General features: G+C 61.5%; 12 protein-coding genes and 1 pseudogene. 4 read left to right on the top strand and 9 right to left on the bottom strand.

The window, feature by feature from the left end:
* Window positions 1-112 precede the first annotated feature (112 nt).
* The 3 genes and pseudogenes from QF039_RS01580 to QF039_RS01590 all read left to right on the top strand — a co-directional run bounded on the left by QF039_RS01580 (window position 113) and on the right by QF039_RS01590 (window position 1,517).
* Window positions 113-614 (top strand): annotated as a pseudogene (locus QF039_RS01580) (AAA family ATPase).
* The gene (locus QF039_RS01585; protein ID WP_307516672.1) at window positions 598-1,134 is read left to right on the top strand and encodes a GNAT family N-acetyltransferase; all 537 of its coding nucleotides are present in this window, start codon (window positions 598-600) and stop codon (window positions 1,132-1,134) included. The pseudogene QF039_RS01580 and the gene QF039_RS01585 overlap by 17 nt, the downstream one beginning before the upstream one ends.
* 197 nt (window positions 1,135-1,331) lie before the next feature.
* Window positions 1,332-1,517 carry a hypothetical protein gene (locus tag QF039_RS01590; protein ID WP_307516673.1) on the top strand — a complete coding sequence of 62 codons (186 nt, stop codon included), beginning with the start codon at window positions 1,332-1,334 and terminating at the stop codon, window positions 1,515-1,517.
* A 44-nt stretch (window positions 1,518-1,561) separates the two neighbouring features.
* On the opposite strand, the gene QF039_RS01595 is transcribed toward QF039_RS01590, so the two are convergent.
* From QF039_RS01595 to QF039_RS01635, 9 genes are all read right to left on the bottom strand, one after another.
* On the bottom strand, window positions 1,562-3,187 hold the full coding sequence (locus QF039_RS01595) for a glucan biosynthesis protein D (protein WP_102368202.1): 1,626 nt from the start codon (window positions 3,185-3,187) through the stop codon (window positions 1,562-1,564).
* A gap of 361 nt (window positions 3,188-3,548) precedes the next feature.
* Window positions 3,549-5,411 (bottom strand): NAD(P)/FAD-dependent oxidoreductase, encoded by a 1,863-nt coding sequence (locus QF039_RS01600; RefSeq protein WP_307516676.1) that lies wholly within the window; start codon window positions 5,409-5,411, stop codon window positions 3,549-3,551.
* 87 nt (window positions 5,412-5,498) lie between these two features.
* Entirely contained in the window at window positions 5,499-6,923 is a 1,425-nt protein-coding gene (locus tag QF039_RS01605; protein ID WP_003209554.1) for a gamma-aminobutyraldehyde dehydrogenase, read from the bottom strand.
* Between the two features lie 178 nt (window positions 6,924-7,101).
* Window positions 7,102-7,911, bottom strand: coding sequence for an ABC transporter permease (locus QF039_RS01610; protein WP_003209553.1), 810 nt, complete (start codon window positions 7,909-7,911; stop codon window positions 7,102-7,104).
* A complete protein-coding gene (locus tag QF039_RS01615; RefSeq protein WP_003209552.1) occupies window positions 7,901-8,830 on the bottom strand; it encodes an ABC transporter permease in 930 nt (309 codons plus the stop codon). The genes QF039_RS01610 and QF039_RS01615 overlap by 11 nt, the downstream gene beginning before the upstream one ends.
* A gap of 1 nt (window position 8,831) precedes the next feature.
* Entirely contained in the window at window positions 8,832-9,866 is a 1,035-nt protein-coding gene (locus QF039_RS01620) for an ABC transporter ATP-binding protein (protein WP_003209551.1), read from the bottom strand.
* A 180-nt stretch (window positions 9,867-10,046) separates the two neighbouring features.
* Window positions 10,047-11,198: a putative ABC transporter substrate-binding protein YdcS gene (gene ydcS, locus QF039_RS01625; protein WP_003209550.1), complete on the bottom strand. Its 1,152-nt coding sequence runs from the start codon at window positions 11,196-11,198 to the stop codon at window positions 10,047-10,049.
* A gap of 72 nt (window positions 11,199-11,270) precedes the next feature.
* Entirely contained in the window at window positions 11,271-12,728 is a 1,458-nt protein-coding gene (locus QF039_RS01630; protein ID WP_003209549.1) for a gamma-aminobutyraldehyde dehydrogenase, read from the bottom strand.
* 133 nt (window positions 12,729-12,861) lie between these two features.
* Window positions 12,862-13,773: a LysR family transcriptional regulator gene (locus tag QF039_RS01635; protein WP_003209548.1), complete on the bottom strand. Its 912-nt coding sequence runs from the start codon at window positions 13,771-13,773 to the stop codon at window positions 12,862-12,864.
* 168 nt (window positions 13,774-13,941) lie between these two features.
* On the opposite strand from QF039_RS01635, the gene QF039_RS01640 reads away from it, so the two are divergent.
* On the top strand, window positions 13,942-14,655 hold the full coding sequence (locus tag QF039_RS01640) for a tellurite resistance TerB family protein (protein ID WP_307516681.1): 714 nt from the start codon (window positions 13,942-13,944) through the stop codon (window positions 14,653-14,655).
* Window positions 14,656-15,039: the final 384 nt, after the last annotated feature.

The following is a 15,039-nucleotide window of genomic DNA, read 5'->3' on the forward strand; positions in this document are numbered from 1 at the left end:
GAGAGGGTGGGCTGACGCGTGCTGGAAAAGCATGAAAAACCCGCCCTTGATCCGGCGGGTTTTTTATTGCCCGCCGATCACCGGCCAAGCCCTGCGACACAAGGAGAAGCTCATGTTGCACCTGATCTGCGGCAAAATCGCAGCCGGTAAATCGACCCTGGCCCAACAGTTGTCGCAGGGCTCCCAGGCGATCCTGATCAGTGAGGATGAGTGGCTGTCACGCCTCTATCCCGGACAAATTCACGCCCTGGGCGACTACGTGCGCTGCACCCGGCCACCTGCGTGATGCGTTGACGGCGCATATCATCGCGTTGCTCAAGGCCGGCGTCTCGGTGGTGCTGGATTTTCCCGCCAACACCCTGTCCAGTCGCCGCTGGATGCGCTCACTGTTCGAAGGCGCAGGCGCTGACCACCAATTGCATTACCTGGACGTACCGGACGAGGTCTGCAAGGCACGCCTGCGTGCGCGCAACGCGGCGGGTACCCACGCGTTCGAAACCAGTGACGCCCAGTTCGACTTGATCACCGGCTATTTCGAAGCACCGACACCTGCGGAAGGCTTCAACCTTGTTCACCATCAACCCTTGGAAGCACAGCATGTTGATCAAGCGTGACCTGACCGAAAAGGACCTGCCGTTGCTGGCGCTGATTGACCGTACCGAACGGATCGAGGCGTGCTATCGCGTGGAGCACGGGGAGTTGCTGCTGTACCCCGAGCACCACGACATGCGCGGCTGGCCCGAAGGCGAAGCGGAGCAGGATGCCGTGGCCTTGCAGGCGTGCCTGAAGCGCGGCGGGTGGCTGCACGGTGTGTTTGACGATGCAAAGCTGCTGGCGGCCGTGGTAGTGGACAACCGGGTTATCCTCAACCAGGGCCTGCGTATGCGCCAGCTCAAATTCCTGCATGTGAGCCATGGGGCCCGTGGCCTGGGCCTGGGTGGCCAGCTGTTTGCCCTGGCCTGTGAACACGCCCGCGCAGCCGGGGCCGAGGCGTTGTACATATCGGCCACGGAATCGCGCAATACGGTGGAGTTCTATCTGCGGCTCGGCTGCCGGTTGCTCAAGCAGCCGGATCCCGAGCTGTTTCAACAGGAGCCGCACGACATCCACCTGTACCGGCCGCTTGTGGGATAACGCTGTAGGTCATTGCCCTGCAAGCGTTTTTTTAAGTGATTACTCTAAAAAAGTCCCACGCCCTGCAAGATAGTTTCTACGCTTAAGGTAAGCATGATTTCTGGCCCAGGAAATCGGCTTGTTGATCCTCGCAGGTCGCATCGCGGGATGGGGTTATGGGCAACCAGGAGCAGTTGATTGATACGAGGAGACAGTCCATGGCCAAGTCTTATGGTGTAGCGGGGGTGTTGTCGTCTTTTCTGGCCCGCAGGATGTCGCTGCGCAGCCGGCGCCTGAGTTCGGACGAAGAGCAATTGCTGGAACAGTACCGCGCCCTGACCGAGAATGATCAGGTGGCGATGCGGTACTTGATTGGGGCGATGAAGAGTATTTCGCGGTTCTGAGATCCCGAAGGGGCGTTCCCACGCAAGCGTGGGAACGTTCGGTATCAGGTGTACTTGCGCTTGTCTGGTGCAGGTGGGAAGTATTGGTACAGCCAGGTTTCGCTCAAAGTGCGGTCCTGGGTGCGGATGAACAGCCGCAGTTCAACCGGCTCGACGCTGTCGCTGGTCGGGTACCAGTCAAACAGAATTCGATAGCCCTTGATGGCATCCAGTACCAACACGCTGAAGTCTTTGACCTCACCATGGGAGCAGGTCACCACCGGCTCGATCCCGGTGCCTTCAGGCAAACGATCCAGCCCGCCGCCGTTGAAGTCCACGGCAAAGCGCCGCGCCCAGACTTCGGGGTAGTGCTCGCCCGGCGCCCAACCTTCGGTGAAACCGCCCATGCCCGAACGGGTGGCATTGACCTGCGCCAGTGGCGTGCTGACCGGCGGCAGGGCGCTCCAGTAGAGCTTGTAGCCGTAATTCAGGGATTCGCCGGCAGCGACGGGCTTCTTCGGGGTCCAGAAGGCCACGATGTTGTCCAGGGTCTCGCCGGTTGTAGGAATTTCCAGCAGATCGATAGAGCCTTCGCCCCACGCGGTTGTAGGTTCTACCCACAGGCTTGGGCGTTTGCTGTACCAGTCCACCGTGTCCTGATAGCTGGCGAACTCATGATCGGTCTGCACCAGGCCGAAGCCTTTCGGGTCGGTGTCGGCAAACGCGTTGAATTGCAGGGTAGCCGGGTTGTTCAGCGGGCGGCAGATCCACTCGCCATTACCGCGCCACATGGCCAGGCGATCCGAGTCGTGGATTTGCGGGTGAATGGTGTCGCACATCCGCCGCTCAACGGTGCCGCAGCTGAACATGCTGGTCATCGGTGCGATGCCCAGTTGCTCGATGGCGGTACGCGCATTGATATGGGCGTCGATGGCCATTACCACCTGGTTGGCCTGGCAGTCGATATCGAAGCGATAGGCACCAGTGGCGCTCGGCGAATCCAGCAGGGCGTAGACCACGAAGCGGGTGCTGTCCTTGTCCGGGGTTTCGAACCAGAACTTGGTGAAGTCCGGGAATTCCTCGCGCTTTTTCGCGTAGGTGTCGATGGCCAGGCCGCGTGCGGAAAGGCCGTACTGGCCGGTGGAATCCACCGCACGGAAGTAGCTGGCGCCGAGGAAGGACAGCACGTCGTGGCGGTCCAGTTCCGGGGCCTTGAACAGCTTGAAGCCGGAGAAACCCAGGTCGCCGGTCAGCTGCTTGGTGTCTACCGTGGTTTTTTCATAGTTGAACAGCGAAGGGCGGAAGTGCACCTCGCGGGCCTGGCGGGTTTTCGGGTCGACGCTGTACATGCGCACCGGCGTCTTGAAACCCATGCCGACGTGGAAGAACTGCACGTCCAGTTGGCCGTTCAATTCTTTCCACAGCGAATGCTTGCCGTCGTAGCCGATGGCGTTGAAATTCTGCGGGGTCATGGTCGCCAGGGTCGGCGGCAATACCTGCTTGGTGTCCTGGTAGCGATTGCTTGCCAACTGCTTGGCCTGGATCTTCAGGGCCTCGAAATCGAAGGCCTGGGCCTCGCCATCAGCGGCGCGGTTGCCCGCCCAGGCCTGGGCGGCCAGCAGGCCACTGGCCGACAGACCGGTGTAAGCCGCGATGGCCATGGACGCTTTGAGCAAATTCCTGCGGTGCATAAATACAACCTGTCGTGAACAATCCCGCGCCGTTCCTGGCACGTGCTGGATCAAGGAAAACGGTTCGGACATGCCTTCGGCCAAACGCAACGGACATTAAACAGATACCAAATAGCTTAAGCGGTTCGGTGCGCAAGGAAAAATGATTGATGGCGGGTTGATGGCGCTGCATATGAAACAAGACGTTTCTGTGGAAACCGTGTGGTGAGGGAGCTTGCTCCCGTTGGGTCGCGAAGCGACCCCAGCTCAGGCGATGGAGATCCTTCAGGGATATCTCGATCGCCTGGTTTGGGGCTGCTGCGCAGCCCAGCGGGAGCAAGCTCCCTCGCCACAATAATCTCTTCCTTCAGGAATGCCGGGATCAGCCCACTTCGCCTACCGCTCGATATGCCTCATCAATCGCCGCATGGGCATACGCACTCCACGCCGCATCCGAGTTGGCGATGCTCACATGTCCCACCGGCTGGCGCGCCAGGTCCTTCAGTTTTTCGCTTTCATCGGCATCGTCAAACAAGCTGTTGGAGAAGGTCGCATAGCCGTGTGACCAACGGTTGACAGTGATCGCCAGAATGTCGGTCTGGTGGTTGAAACCGCCCGGGCCGAGCATGCGCTGCAGCTGATCCCGCAGTTGCGCTTCCAGTTGTTCAAATGTCTGCCCATACAACTTGCCCCGCCCGGCGCGGGCCTGGTCGCGGCCGTTCATGCCGCTGTTGGGGCTGGTGGGCACGTAGACCATGTGCAAACCAATCGGCTGCGTCGGGTCGCGCGGGTGCTCGTAGCCGCCCATGCTCACCGGGTAATCCAGCTTGATCCGGCTGTAAGGCTGGGTCGCTGCATAAATCTCGTGCACCCCCAGCTTCTGGAACGACGTCCAGTTGCGTACCACCACTTTGGTGTAGACCAGCGGGTACTTCACGTTCTGGCTCAGGGCCTGGGCTTGTTCTGCCGGCAGGTCCCGCAGCAGGTACGGGATCATCATGTTGTAGCAGGCCAGGATGCAGCGTTTGCCGCGTACCTGTGCGAGTTGGCCGCCACGGCTGTAGCCGATGTGCACACCGTCACCGACGTTACGCACACTGACCGCAGTGCTGTTCAAACGCACCCGCACCGGCGTCCTGGGCTGATCAAGCCTGGCGTAGTCAAACGGCGCCAGCACGATGTCATCCATGGTGTGCCCCGGTGCCACTGCCGGAATCAGGCTGCGCACCAGCAAGCGTGCCAGCGAGGCGTTGCCGTCGGGGAAGTGGTAGATGTAGGGTTCTTCCATTTCTGCGGCGGCTTCTTCGCTGATCGGTGCCAGGTTCATTCCGCCGAAGCCAGGGAAACCCACGCTATAGGCATCAGCCGACGCCACCGCGTCGATACTCAAGGCCATGAAGTCGTTGGTGCGGCTTTGGAAGTACTTCACCGCGCCTTCCGAGAGTCCTACGTTCTTGAGCAGGAAATCGCGGTAGCTGGTGGTCGCGAGGTACTCGGCCTTTTCCTCGGCAGTCTTGCCCGGCAGGTAATCCTTGGGCGCGACGTGCAAGGCAATCAGCGCCTGACGGTCGGTTTCCGGCAGCGGGAAATCATTGATGAAGTCGCTGATGGAGCGCGCATGCAACTGGTCCGGGGCGATGTCGTCGGCGACCATCGGCGTCGGGTCGCCGGTCACCAGTTTGTCTTCGCCAAAGTTTTCCTTGTCGAAGAACACCCCACGGGACAAACCCATGCCCGGGTAGAACTGGCGGTCGAAGGCGGTCTCGAAGCGCTTGATGTTCACCCCGAGTTTTTTCAACAGCCCGTTTACTTCCTTGCTGTAAAGATGATTCGGTGACTGGAACGCTTCGCTGCCGCCGTAGCCGATGATCAGCCGGCCACCGGCCTGGAACTCATTGCGCTTGGCATGGCCGCCGAAGTCGTCGTGGTTCTCCAGGATCAGGATCTTCGCCTTCGGGTGCTTCTCACGGTAGAACCACGCCGCCGACAAACCGCTCAAGCCACCGCCGACCACCACCAGGTCGTAGTCTTCGGTGATCGGCAGTTTATCGGTGTCGAAGGCCTTCTTTTCCCAGCCCATCTGGTGGGCAACTTCGAATGAGCCGACATGGCTGCCGCGCAAGCCGGTGAGGGCGGGCGGGTAGTAGCGCCCATCGGGAGCGGCCTGGAGGATTTGCAGCGGGGTCATACCGGCGGCAATCGTGATAGCGACGCCGTTGAGGAAGTCGCGGCGGGTGATGTCCATGGGAACCTGCGAATTATTTATTGTTATGAGATCCCTGCAGGAGCCGGCTGTTGTGGCGAGGGAGCTTGCTTCGACAGGGGTAAAGGGTCAGTGCTTGAACATCACATGGCGAACGGTGGTGTAGTCCTCCAGGCCGTACATGGACATGTCCTTGCCGTAGCCGGACAGTTTCTGACCGCCATGGGGCATTTCGCTGACCAGCATGAAGTGGGTGTTCACCCAGGTGCAGCCGTACTGCAACCGTGCAGCCAGGCGATGGGCGCGGCCGACATCGGCGGTCCACACGGAAGAGGCCAGGCCGTAGTCCGAATCGTTGGCCCAGGCCAATACCTGGGCCTCGTCGTTGAATTTGGTTACCGACACCACCGGCCCGAACACTTCGCGGCGCACGATTTCATCGTCCTGCTGCGCGTCGGCCAATACGGTCGGCTCAAAGAAGAACCCGTTGCCTTCCACCGCCTTGCCACCCGTGATCAGGCGGATATGGGATTGCGCCACGGCACGCTCCACAAACCCGGCCACACGGTCACGGTGCTGTGCGGTGATCAGCGGGCCCAGCTCGGTGGCCGGGTCATCCTGCAAACCGTATTTGATGCTGGCAACCGCCGCGCCGAGCTTTTCGACGAACGCGTCGTAGATATCGGCCTGTGCATAAATCCGGCACGCAGCGGTGCAATCCTGCCCGGCGTTGTAGAAGCCGAAGGTGCGAATGCCTTCCACCGCCGCGTCGATATCGGCGTCGTTGAAGATGATCACCGGCGCCTTGCCGCCCAGTTCCATGTGCATGCGTTTGACGCTGTCGGCAGTGCTGGAAATGATATTGGCCCCAGTGGCAATCGAACCCGTCAGCGACACCATGCGCACTTTCGGGTGATTCACCAGCGGGCTGCCCACGGTTGGCCCACGGCCAAACACCAGGTTGAGTACACCGGCCGGGAAAATTTCAGCGGCCAGTTCCACCAGGCGCAGCGCGGTCAGCGGGGTTTGTTCCGAAGGCTTGAGCACCACGGTATTACCGGCGGCCAGGGCCGGGGCGATTTTCCAGGCGACCATCATCAGCGGGTAGTTCCACGGCGCGATGGAGGCAATTACGCCCACCGGGTCACGGCGGATCATCGAGGTGTGGCCCGGCAGGTACTCGCCGCCGGCCGAACCGCTCATGCAGCGGCTGGCGCCGGCGAAGAAGCGGAACACATCGGCCACCGCCGGGATCTCGTCGTTCAGCGCGGCGCTGTAGGGTTTGCCGCAGTTGTCCGACTCAAGCTTTGCCAGCTCTGCGCCGTGGGCTTCGATGGCGTCGGCGAGTTTGAGCAGCAGCAGCGAGCGATCCTTCGGTGGCGTTTGCGACCAGCCTTCAAAAGCGCTGTCGGCAGCACGCACGGCGGCGTCGACCTGGGCTTCGCTGGCTTCCTTGATTTCCACCAGTACCCGACCCAACGCCGGGTTGAACACCGGCTGCGCCGGGCCTTCGCCTTCGACCAGATGGCCGTTGATCAGCAGTTTGGTTTGCATGGTTCAGTCCTCTTAAAGCTGCATCGTTTCCCCTGCCGAAACCGGTTCAAGTGTGGGAGCGGGCTTGCTCGCGAATACGGTCTTTCAGTTGATACATCACCTGACTGATACACCGCTTTCGCGAGCAAGCCCGCTCCCACATTTGAACCTCATTCCTTCAGTGGCAATGTGTTGTCAGTTATTTACCGCCACTACCGGCCACGCTTTCGCCGCCGCGGGTCAGGTAATAGGCACCCAGGATCGGGAACATCGTCACGATCATCACCAGCATCGCCACCACGTTGGTCACCGGCACATCCCGTGGCCGGCTCAACTGGTTGAGCAGCCACAGCGGCAAGGTGCGCTCGTGGCCGGCGGTGAAGGTGGTGACGATGATTTCGTCGAACGACAGCGCGAACGCCAGCATGCCGCCGGCCAGCAACGCCGAGCCGAGGTTGGGCATGATGATGTAGCGGAAGGTCTGCCAGCCGTCGGCGCCGAGGTCCATCGAGGCTTCGATCAGGCTGTGGGAAGTGCGGCGCAAACGGGCGATCACGTTGTTGTAGACGATCACCACGCAGAAGGTCGCGTGGCCGACGATGATGGTGAACATCCCCGGCTCAATCCCCAGGGTCTTGAAGGTCGCCAGCAACGCGATACCGGTGATGATCCCCGGCAGTGCAATCGGCAGGATCAGCATCAGCGAGATGCCTTGCTTGCCGAAGAACTCCCGGCGATACAACGCCGCCGAGGCCAGGGTGCCGAGCACCATCGCAATCAGCGTGGCGATGGCCGCGATTTGCAGCGACAGCTTGATCGCTTCCAATACGTCCGGCCGCGAGAAGGCCACGCTGAACCACTTCAGGGTGAAGCCCTGGGGTGGAAAGCTGAACGCCGCCTCTTCGGTGTTGAAGGCGTAGAGGAAGATGATCAGGATCGGGAAGTGCAGGAAAACCAACCCGCCCCAGGCCGCGATTTTTAGACTGAGTGAGGCTTTTTCAGAGTGCATCGAAGGCCCCCAGACGTTTGACGATGGACAGGTAAACCGCGATCAGCACGATCGGCACCAGAGTGAACGCCGCGGCCATGGGCATGTTGCCGATAGCGCCTTGTTGCGCGTACACCATGCCGCCGACGAAGTAACCCGGCGGGCCCACCAGTTGCGGCACGATGAAGTCGCCCAGGGTCAGCGAGAACGTAAAGATCGAACCCGCCGCGATCCCCGGCACCGACAGCGGCAGAATCACCTGCATGAAGGTCTGGCGCGGCTTGGCGCCGAGGTCTGCCGAGGCCTGCAGCAACGATGGCGGCAAACGCTCCAGCGAGGCCTGGATCGGCAGAATCATGAACGGCAGCCAGATGTACACAAACACCATGAACCGCCCCAGGTGCGAGGTGCTCAAGGTGCTGCCGCCCACGCCGGGAATGCCCATGATGAATTGCAGCGCCGGCTCCAGGCCCAGGTGCTGCACGAACCACTGCGCCACGCCGCCCTTGGCCAGCAGCAGGGTCCAGGCGTAGGCCTTGACGATGTAGCTGGCCCACATCGGCATCATCACCGCGATGTAGAAAAACGCCTTGGTCTTGCCGGTGGTGTAGCGCGCCATGTAGTAGGCGATCGGGAACGCGACGATGGCACTGGCGATGGACACCACCACCGCCATGCTCAAGGTGCGCACGATGATGTCGAAGTTCGACGGCTGGAACAGCGCGGCAAAGTTGGCCAGGGTCAGGTCCGGGGTGACCGCCATGGTGAAGTCATCGAACGTATAGAAGCCTTGCCACAGCAAGGTCAGCAGCGAACCCAAATAGATCGCGCCGAACCAGATCAGCGGCGGTACCAGCAGCAGCGACAGGTACAGGTTGGGCTTCTTGTACAGCAGGTTGGAAAACCTGCGCATCGGCGGTTGGGACAGGGCCAGGCTCATGTCACACCTCGCCTGCGATGTCGGTCAACGGCGTCATGGCTTCCCGCGCCCAGCGCGCGGTGATGGACTGGCCGACTTGATGCCCGGCGGTGGTGTCCAGCCATTGGTTGTTGGCCTGACTGATGTTCAGGGCCTGGCCGTTTTCCAGTTTCAGTTCGTAGCGAGTGGCGCTGCCCTGATACTGAATGTCATGCAGCAGGCCGCTGACTTCCACCTCGCCGCTGCCCAGCGGGCCTTCGGCGAAACGCACGTGTTCCGGGCGGATCGAGAACGGCTGCGGGTTACCGCTCAAGCGTTGCGCCAATTCGCCGCGAATCACGTTGGAGGTGCCGACGAATTCCGCGACGAAGGTGGTGGCGGGCTTCATGTACAGGTTGCGCGGGGTGTCGACCTGTTCGATGCGGCCCTTGTTGAATACGGCCACACGGTCGGACATCGACAGTGCTTCGGTCTGGTCGTGGGTGACGAAGATGAAGGTGATGCCAAGTTGGCGTTGCAGTTTCTTCAGCTCGCTTTGCATCTGTTCGCGCAGCTTCAGGTCGAGAGCGCCGAGGGGCTCATCCAGCAGCAATACGCGCGGACGATTGACCAGTGCGCGGGCCAGGGCCACACGTTGACGCTGGCCGCCGGAGAGTTGCACCGGCTTGCGGTCGCCGTAACCGCCGAGGGCGACCATGCCCAGCGCTTCTTCGGCGCGGTTGAGGCGTTCGGTCTTGCCCACGCCTTTGACTTTCAGGCCGTAGGCCACGTTGTCCCGCACGTTCATGTGGGGGAACAGTGCGTAATCCTGGAACACAGTGTTCACGTCGCGCTGATACGGCGGCAAGCCGGCGGCTTCCTCACCGTGGATGCGGATGGAGCCGGCACTGGGTTGCTCGAACCCGGCGATCAGGCGCAGGCACGTGGTTTTGCCCGAGCCGGAAGGGCCGAGCATGGAAAAGAACTCGCCGTCCTGGATATCGATGGAAACCCGGTCAACGGCTTTCACTTCGCCGAACTGACGGGAAACGTGGGTGAATTGGACTGCAAGCGTCATGGTGCGGTGCTCCAAAAAGGCGCGTCTTGTAAAAATTAAATCGGAGGTAGAGGTGATCGTTCCCACGCTCTGCGTGGGAATGCAGCGCTGGACGCTCCGCGTCCGCCCTTAAAGTCGTGACGCGGAGCGTCACAGGAGGCGTTCCCACGCGGAGCGTGGGAACGATCAACTAGGGAGTGCTTAGCGCCCGCCCATGATCGCGATGTAATCCTGGGTCCAGCGGCTGTACGGCACGAACTTGCCGCCTTCAGCCTGCGGGGTTTTCCAGAAGGCGATCTTCTCGAACTGGTCGAAACCGTTGGTCTTGCAACCCTCGGCGCCCAGCAGTTCGCTTTCCTTGCACGCCGCGGGAACCGCCGGCAACGAACCGAACCACGAGGCCACATCACCCTGGACCTTCGGCTGCAGCGACCAGTCCATCCACTTGTAGGCGCAGTTCGGGTGCTTGGCGTCGGTGTGCAGCATGGTGGTATCCGCCCAGCCGGTGGCGCCTTCCTTCGGAATGGTCGAGGCAATCGGCTGTTTCTCGTTCACCAGGCCGTTGACCTGATACGGCCATGCGCTGGAGGCCACCACGCCTTCGTTCTTGAAGTCGCTCATCTGCACGGTGGTGTCATGCCAGTAGCGGTGGATCAACGGCTGCTGGGCGCGCAACAGGTCGAGCACGGCCTTGTACTGGGTTTCGGTCAGCTCGTACGGGCTCTGGATGCCCAGTTCCGGCTTGGTGGCCTTGAGGTACAGCGCCGCATCGGCGATGTAGATCGGGCCGTCATAGGCCTGCACGCGGCCTTTGTTCGGCTTGCCGTCCGGCAGGTTCTGCGCATCGAACACTACGTTCCAGCTGGTGGGCGCGGTCTTGAACACGTTGGTGTTGTACATCAACACGTTCGGGCCCCACTGGTACGGCGTGCCGTACGTTTGCTGGCCGACCACGTACCACGGCGCATCTTTCAGGCGCGGGTCGATGTTCTTCCAGTTGGGAATCAGCGAGGTGTTGATCGGCTGTACGCGCTTGCCGACGATCAACCGCAGCGAGGCATCGCCGGATGCGGTGACCAGGTCGTAGCCACCCTTGGCCATCAAGCTCACCATCTCGTCGGAGGTGGCGGCGGTCTTGACGTTGACCTTGCAGCCGGTCTCTTTCTCGAAACCGGTGACCCAGTCGTAGTTCTTGTCGCTTTCGCCACGTTCGATATAGCCGGGCCAGGCGACGATATCCAACTGGCCTTCACCGGCACCCACCGCCTTCAGCGGTTCGGCGGCCTGGATGCTGACACTGGCCAGCAGCGCGGTGGTCAGGGCACTGAGCAGAGCGGTCTTGTGCGCAGACATGGGGGTTCCCTCTTCTTTAATTATGGTCGGGGCAGTTTTTGCAGCAGGTGGTGCGTGAGCGTAGTTGTTGTTTTAAAGATGCTGGCCGTGGCGCGCCATGATGTGCCGCACCACGCTGTAGTCCTGTAGCGAATCGCTGGACAGATCTTTGCCATACCCCGAGCGCTTCAAGCCGCCGTGGGGCATTTCGCTGACCAGCATGAAATGACTGTTGATCCAGGTGCAGCCGTATTGCAGGCGCGACGCCACTTGCATCGCCTTGTCCAGATTCTGGGTCCACACGGAGGAGGCCAGGCCGTATTCCGAGTCGTTGGCCCAGTCCACCGCCTGTTCCAGCTCGTCGAAGCGGGTCACGGTGACCACCGGGCCGAACACTTCGCGCTGCACGATTTCATCATTCTGTTTACAACCGGCCAGCAAGGTTGGCTGGTAGAAGAAGCCAGCACCGGAATGCACGGCGGCGCCGGTGATGCGTTCGATATGCGGCTGGCCGAGGGCGCGTTCGACAAAACTGGCGACGCGGTCGCGCTGGCGGGTGCTGATCAGCGGGCCGAGTTCGTTGTCGGCATCGCGCTTGCCGGCAAACCGCAGGCTGCTGACGGCGGCGCCGAGCTCGGCCACCAGTTTGTCGTGGATACCGGCCTGGGCGTAGATGCGGCACGCGGCGGTGCAGTCCTGGCCGGCGTTGTAGTAACCGTAGGCGCGCACGCCTTCGACCACGGCTTGCAGGTCGGCGTCGTTGCACACGATTACCGGGGCCTTGCCGCCCAGCTCCAGGTGCGTGCGCTTGAGTGTCTTGGAGGCGGCCTGGAGGATCTTCTGCCCGGTGACGATATCGCCGGTCAACGAGACCATGCGCACCTTCGGGTGGCTGACCAAATGGCTGCCGACCCCTTCGCCGCCGCCACACAGGATGTTGATCACCCCGCGCGGCAACAACTGGCTCAGTACGGGCGCCAGGGCCAGGATCGACAGCGGAGTATGTTCCGACGGCTTGAACACCAGGGTATTACCGGCCGCCAGGGCCGGGGCGATTTTCCAGGCGGCCATCATCAGCGGGTAATTCCACGGCGCAATGGAGGCCACCACGCCAATCGGATCGCGACGCACCATGCTGGTGTAGCCCGGCAGGTATTCACCGCTCAGTTGCCCGGTCTGGCAGCGCACGGCGCCGGCGAAGAAACGGAACACATCGACGGTCGCGCTCAAATCGTCCTGACGTGCCAGGTGCAGCGGCTTGCCGCAATTCAGCGATTCCAGGCGGGCGAGGTAGTCGGCTTGTTTTTCGATTGTCTCGGCGATGCCCAGGAGGATGTTCGAACGCTGCTGGGGCGTGGTCCGCGACCAACCGGCAAAGGCCCGGTGGGCGGCGAGGATTGCGGCTTCGACCTGCTCGGTACTGGCTTCGGCGATATGGGTGAGGATTTCACCGGTGGCCGGGTTGATGATCGGCTCGACAAACCCCTGGCCCGGGACCAGTTCGCCGTCGATCAGCAACGCAGTGAGCAGCGGTGTGGGCGCGCCAGACATTTTTCGCGATCTCTTTTCTTGTATGGTCATGGCTGTTCTCGTGCGAGGCGCCTGACCTTCTCTTATGGGATGAGCAGAGACTAGAGGTCAGGCGCGAGGTCAACAAATACTAAATACTGAAAGCAGCATTCGATTAAATAGATGGCTTGCGTGGGTGGGGCTGTTCGCGGGCCACCGTCAGGAATGGGTCCACCAGCGCCGGGCGCGCCGTGCCCCGGCGCCAGGCCAGGCCCACGTCGAGGGTCTGGCTGAGGTCGGCAATCGGCCGGGCCTCGATGATGTCGCCTTCCAGGGACCAGGGGCGGTAGGTCATGTCCGGCTGGATCGACACGCCCAGGCCGGCGGCGACCAGGCTTCGCACGGCTTCCGTCGAGGCGGTGCGCAAGGTGACGCGGGGTTGCAGCCCGGCGCCGGTCCACATGCGTTGGGCGTTGTGGCCCATTTCGTCGACGTTCAGTTGAATCAGCGGCTCGCGCGCTACGTCCGCCAGGTTGATGCTGTCGTGTTCCAGCAGCGGGTGCTGGGCCGGCAGCCATAAACGGTGGGGCGAGTGGGTGAGCACTTCGGTTTGCAGGGCGTGGCGGTCTTCGAGGTTGGAGAGGATCAGCACGCCGACGTCGATTTCACCGCTGACCAGCAGGTGTTCGATGTAGGGGCGTTCGTCCTCCATCACGCGGATCTCGACATTGGGGTAGGCGCGCTGGAAGCGGGTAAGCAAGTCCGCCAGGTAGTAGCCGGCGACCAGGCTGGTCACGCCGATGATCAACTGCCCGGCCACCTGGTCGGTGCTCTGTTGCAGGCTGCGCTTGGCGTTGTCGACGGTGGCGAGGATGAGGTGCGCCTGGCGCAGGAACTGATGGCCCTGGTGGGTCAGGGTCATGCCCTTGGCGTGGCGGTTGAACAGGTTGACGCCGATTTCCTGTTCCAGTTGCTGGATCGCCAGGGTCAGGGTGGACTGGGAGATGAAGGCGGTCTGGGCAGCGGCGGAGATCGAACCGGTCTCGGCCACGGCGATGAAGTGACGGATCTGACGCAAGGTCATCATGCTGGAATTACCAGTGGGGTGTTTTTATAGATTTATTCGAGTGTATATCGTTTTAATTGAGGGGTAAGCGCGTTACATCTGGAAGCACTCTAGATCGGGGGTTTTTGGCACTTAGTTTTACGCTGGGGGCCTATTGGTCCTGTGAACTTGAGTTTCTGGAGGTTGTGAATGAATACCCGTGGATTGCTCGATCAACTGCTCAAATCCGGCCAGGACATGTTGCAGAACAAGGCTGGCGGGCAGCGCAAGTCAGATGACAAGGGGGCCCTTGGCGGACTGCTGGGTGGCGGCGGGTTGGGTAGCTTGCTTGGCGGTGCCGGTGGTGGGGCCCTCGCGGCCGGCGCCATGGGTCTGTTGCTGGGCAACAAGAAAGCCCGCAAGTTTGGCGGCAAGGCGCTGACCTATGGCGGGTTGGCTGCTTTGGGGGTGATTGCCTACAAGGCCTACGGTAATTGGCAGGCGCATCAGGCCAGTGCGCCTCAAGGGGAGCCGCAGACCATTGATCGGCTGCCGCCGGCCCAGGTCGAGCAGCACAGCCAGGGGATTTTGAAGGCGCTGGTGGCTGCGGCCAAGGCTGACGGGCATGTGGATGAGCGTGAGCGGGCGTTGATCGAAGGGGAGTTTGTGAAGCTGGATAACGATCGTGAGTTGCAGCAGTGGTTACATGCCGAGCTGAACAAGCCGCTGGATCCGGCAGATGTGGCTCGGGCTGCCAGTACTCCGGAATTGGCCGCCGAGATGTATATCGCCAGTGTGATGTTGGTGGATGAGGAGAACTTCATGGAGAAGGCTTACCTCGATGAGTTGGCGCGGCAGCTTAAGTTGGAGCCGGGGTTGAAGGCTGAATTGGAGAAGCAGGTGCGGCAGGCTGTGGTGGTTTGATTGTGTACATATCCGTTTCTGCGGTAACGGCTACTTATGGTTTCGCTCTTACAGCGAGTCACTTTGCAAAAGCGGCAAAGTAACCAAAGCGCTCTGCCCCGCCTGTCGGCACCTCGCCTAGGCTCGGTGTTCCCTCACTCCGGCATTGCTCCGCGGGCCGCCGCGACGGGCCATCCATGGCCCGGCGCGGCTAAACCGGCGTCCTGCCGGTTTACCCGCTCCGCAATACCTGCGTTCGGCCTCGGGCTTATTGGGGCAGTCAGATCAAGATCAAGATCAAAAGCAAGAGCACGGCGGCCTGAAAGCCGACCTGAGTGTTAAAAGCAAAAGCAAAGACCAGAGCGAAAACAGATCTGTTTTTCTGTGGGAGCTGGCTTGCCTGCG

It is taken from the genome of Pseudomonas sp. W2I6, assembly GCF_030815935.1.
Lineage (GTDB): Bacteria > Pseudomonadota > Gammaproteobacteria > Pseudomonadales > Pseudomonadaceae > Aquipseudomonas.

Excerpts from the sequence above, each read along its gene's own strand:
- QF039_RS01640 (WP_307516681.1), top strand. The coding sequence starts at position 13,942 with ATGAATACCCGTGGATTGCTCGATCAACTGCTCAAATCCGGCCAGGAC.
- QF039_RS01600 (WP_307516676.1), bottom strand. The coding sequence starts at position 5,411 with ATGGACATCACCCGCCGCGACTTCCTCAACGGCGTCGCTATCACGATT.
- QF039_RS01615 (WP_003209552.1), bottom strand. The coding sequence starts at position 8,830 with ATGAGCCTGGCCCTGTCCCAACCGCCGATGCGCAGGTTTTCCAACCTG.
- QF039_RS01585 (WP_307516672.1), top strand. The coding sequence starts at position 598 with ATGTTGATCAAGCGTGACCTGACCGAAAAGGACCTGCCGTTGCTGGCG.
- ydcS (WP_003209550.1), bottom strand. The coding sequence starts at position 11,198 with ATGTCTGCGCACAAGACCGCTCTGCTCAGTGCCCTGACCACCGCGCTG.
- QF039_RS01635 (WP_003209548.1), bottom strand. The coding sequence starts at position 13,773 with ATGATGACCTTGCGTCAGATCCGTCACTTCATCGCCGTGGCCGAGACC.
- QF039_RS01630 (WP_003209549.1), bottom strand. The coding sequence starts at position 12,728 with ATGTCTGGCGCGCCCACACCGCTGCTCACTGCGTTGCTGATCGACGGC.
- QF039_RS01605 (WP_003209554.1), bottom strand. The coding sequence starts at position 6,923 with ATGCAAACCAAACTGCTGATCAACGGCCATCTGGTCGAAGGCGAAGGC.
- QF039_RS01590 (WP_307516673.1), top strand. The coding sequence starts at position 1,332 with ATGGCCAAGTCTTATGGTGTAGCGGGGGTGTTGTCGTCTTTTCTGGCC.
- QF039_RS01610 (WP_003209553.1), bottom strand. The coding sequence starts at position 7,911 with ATGCACTCTGAAAAAGCCTCACTCAGTCTAAAAATCGCGGCCTGGGGC.
- QF039_RS01595 (WP_102368202.1), bottom strand. The coding sequence starts at position 3,187 with ATGCACCGCAGGAATTTGCTCAAAGCGTCCATGGCCATCGCGGCTTAC.
- QF039_RS01620 (WP_003209551.1), bottom strand. The coding sequence starts at position 9,866 with ATGACGCTTGCAGTCCAATTCACCCACGTTTCCCGTCAGTTCGGCGAA.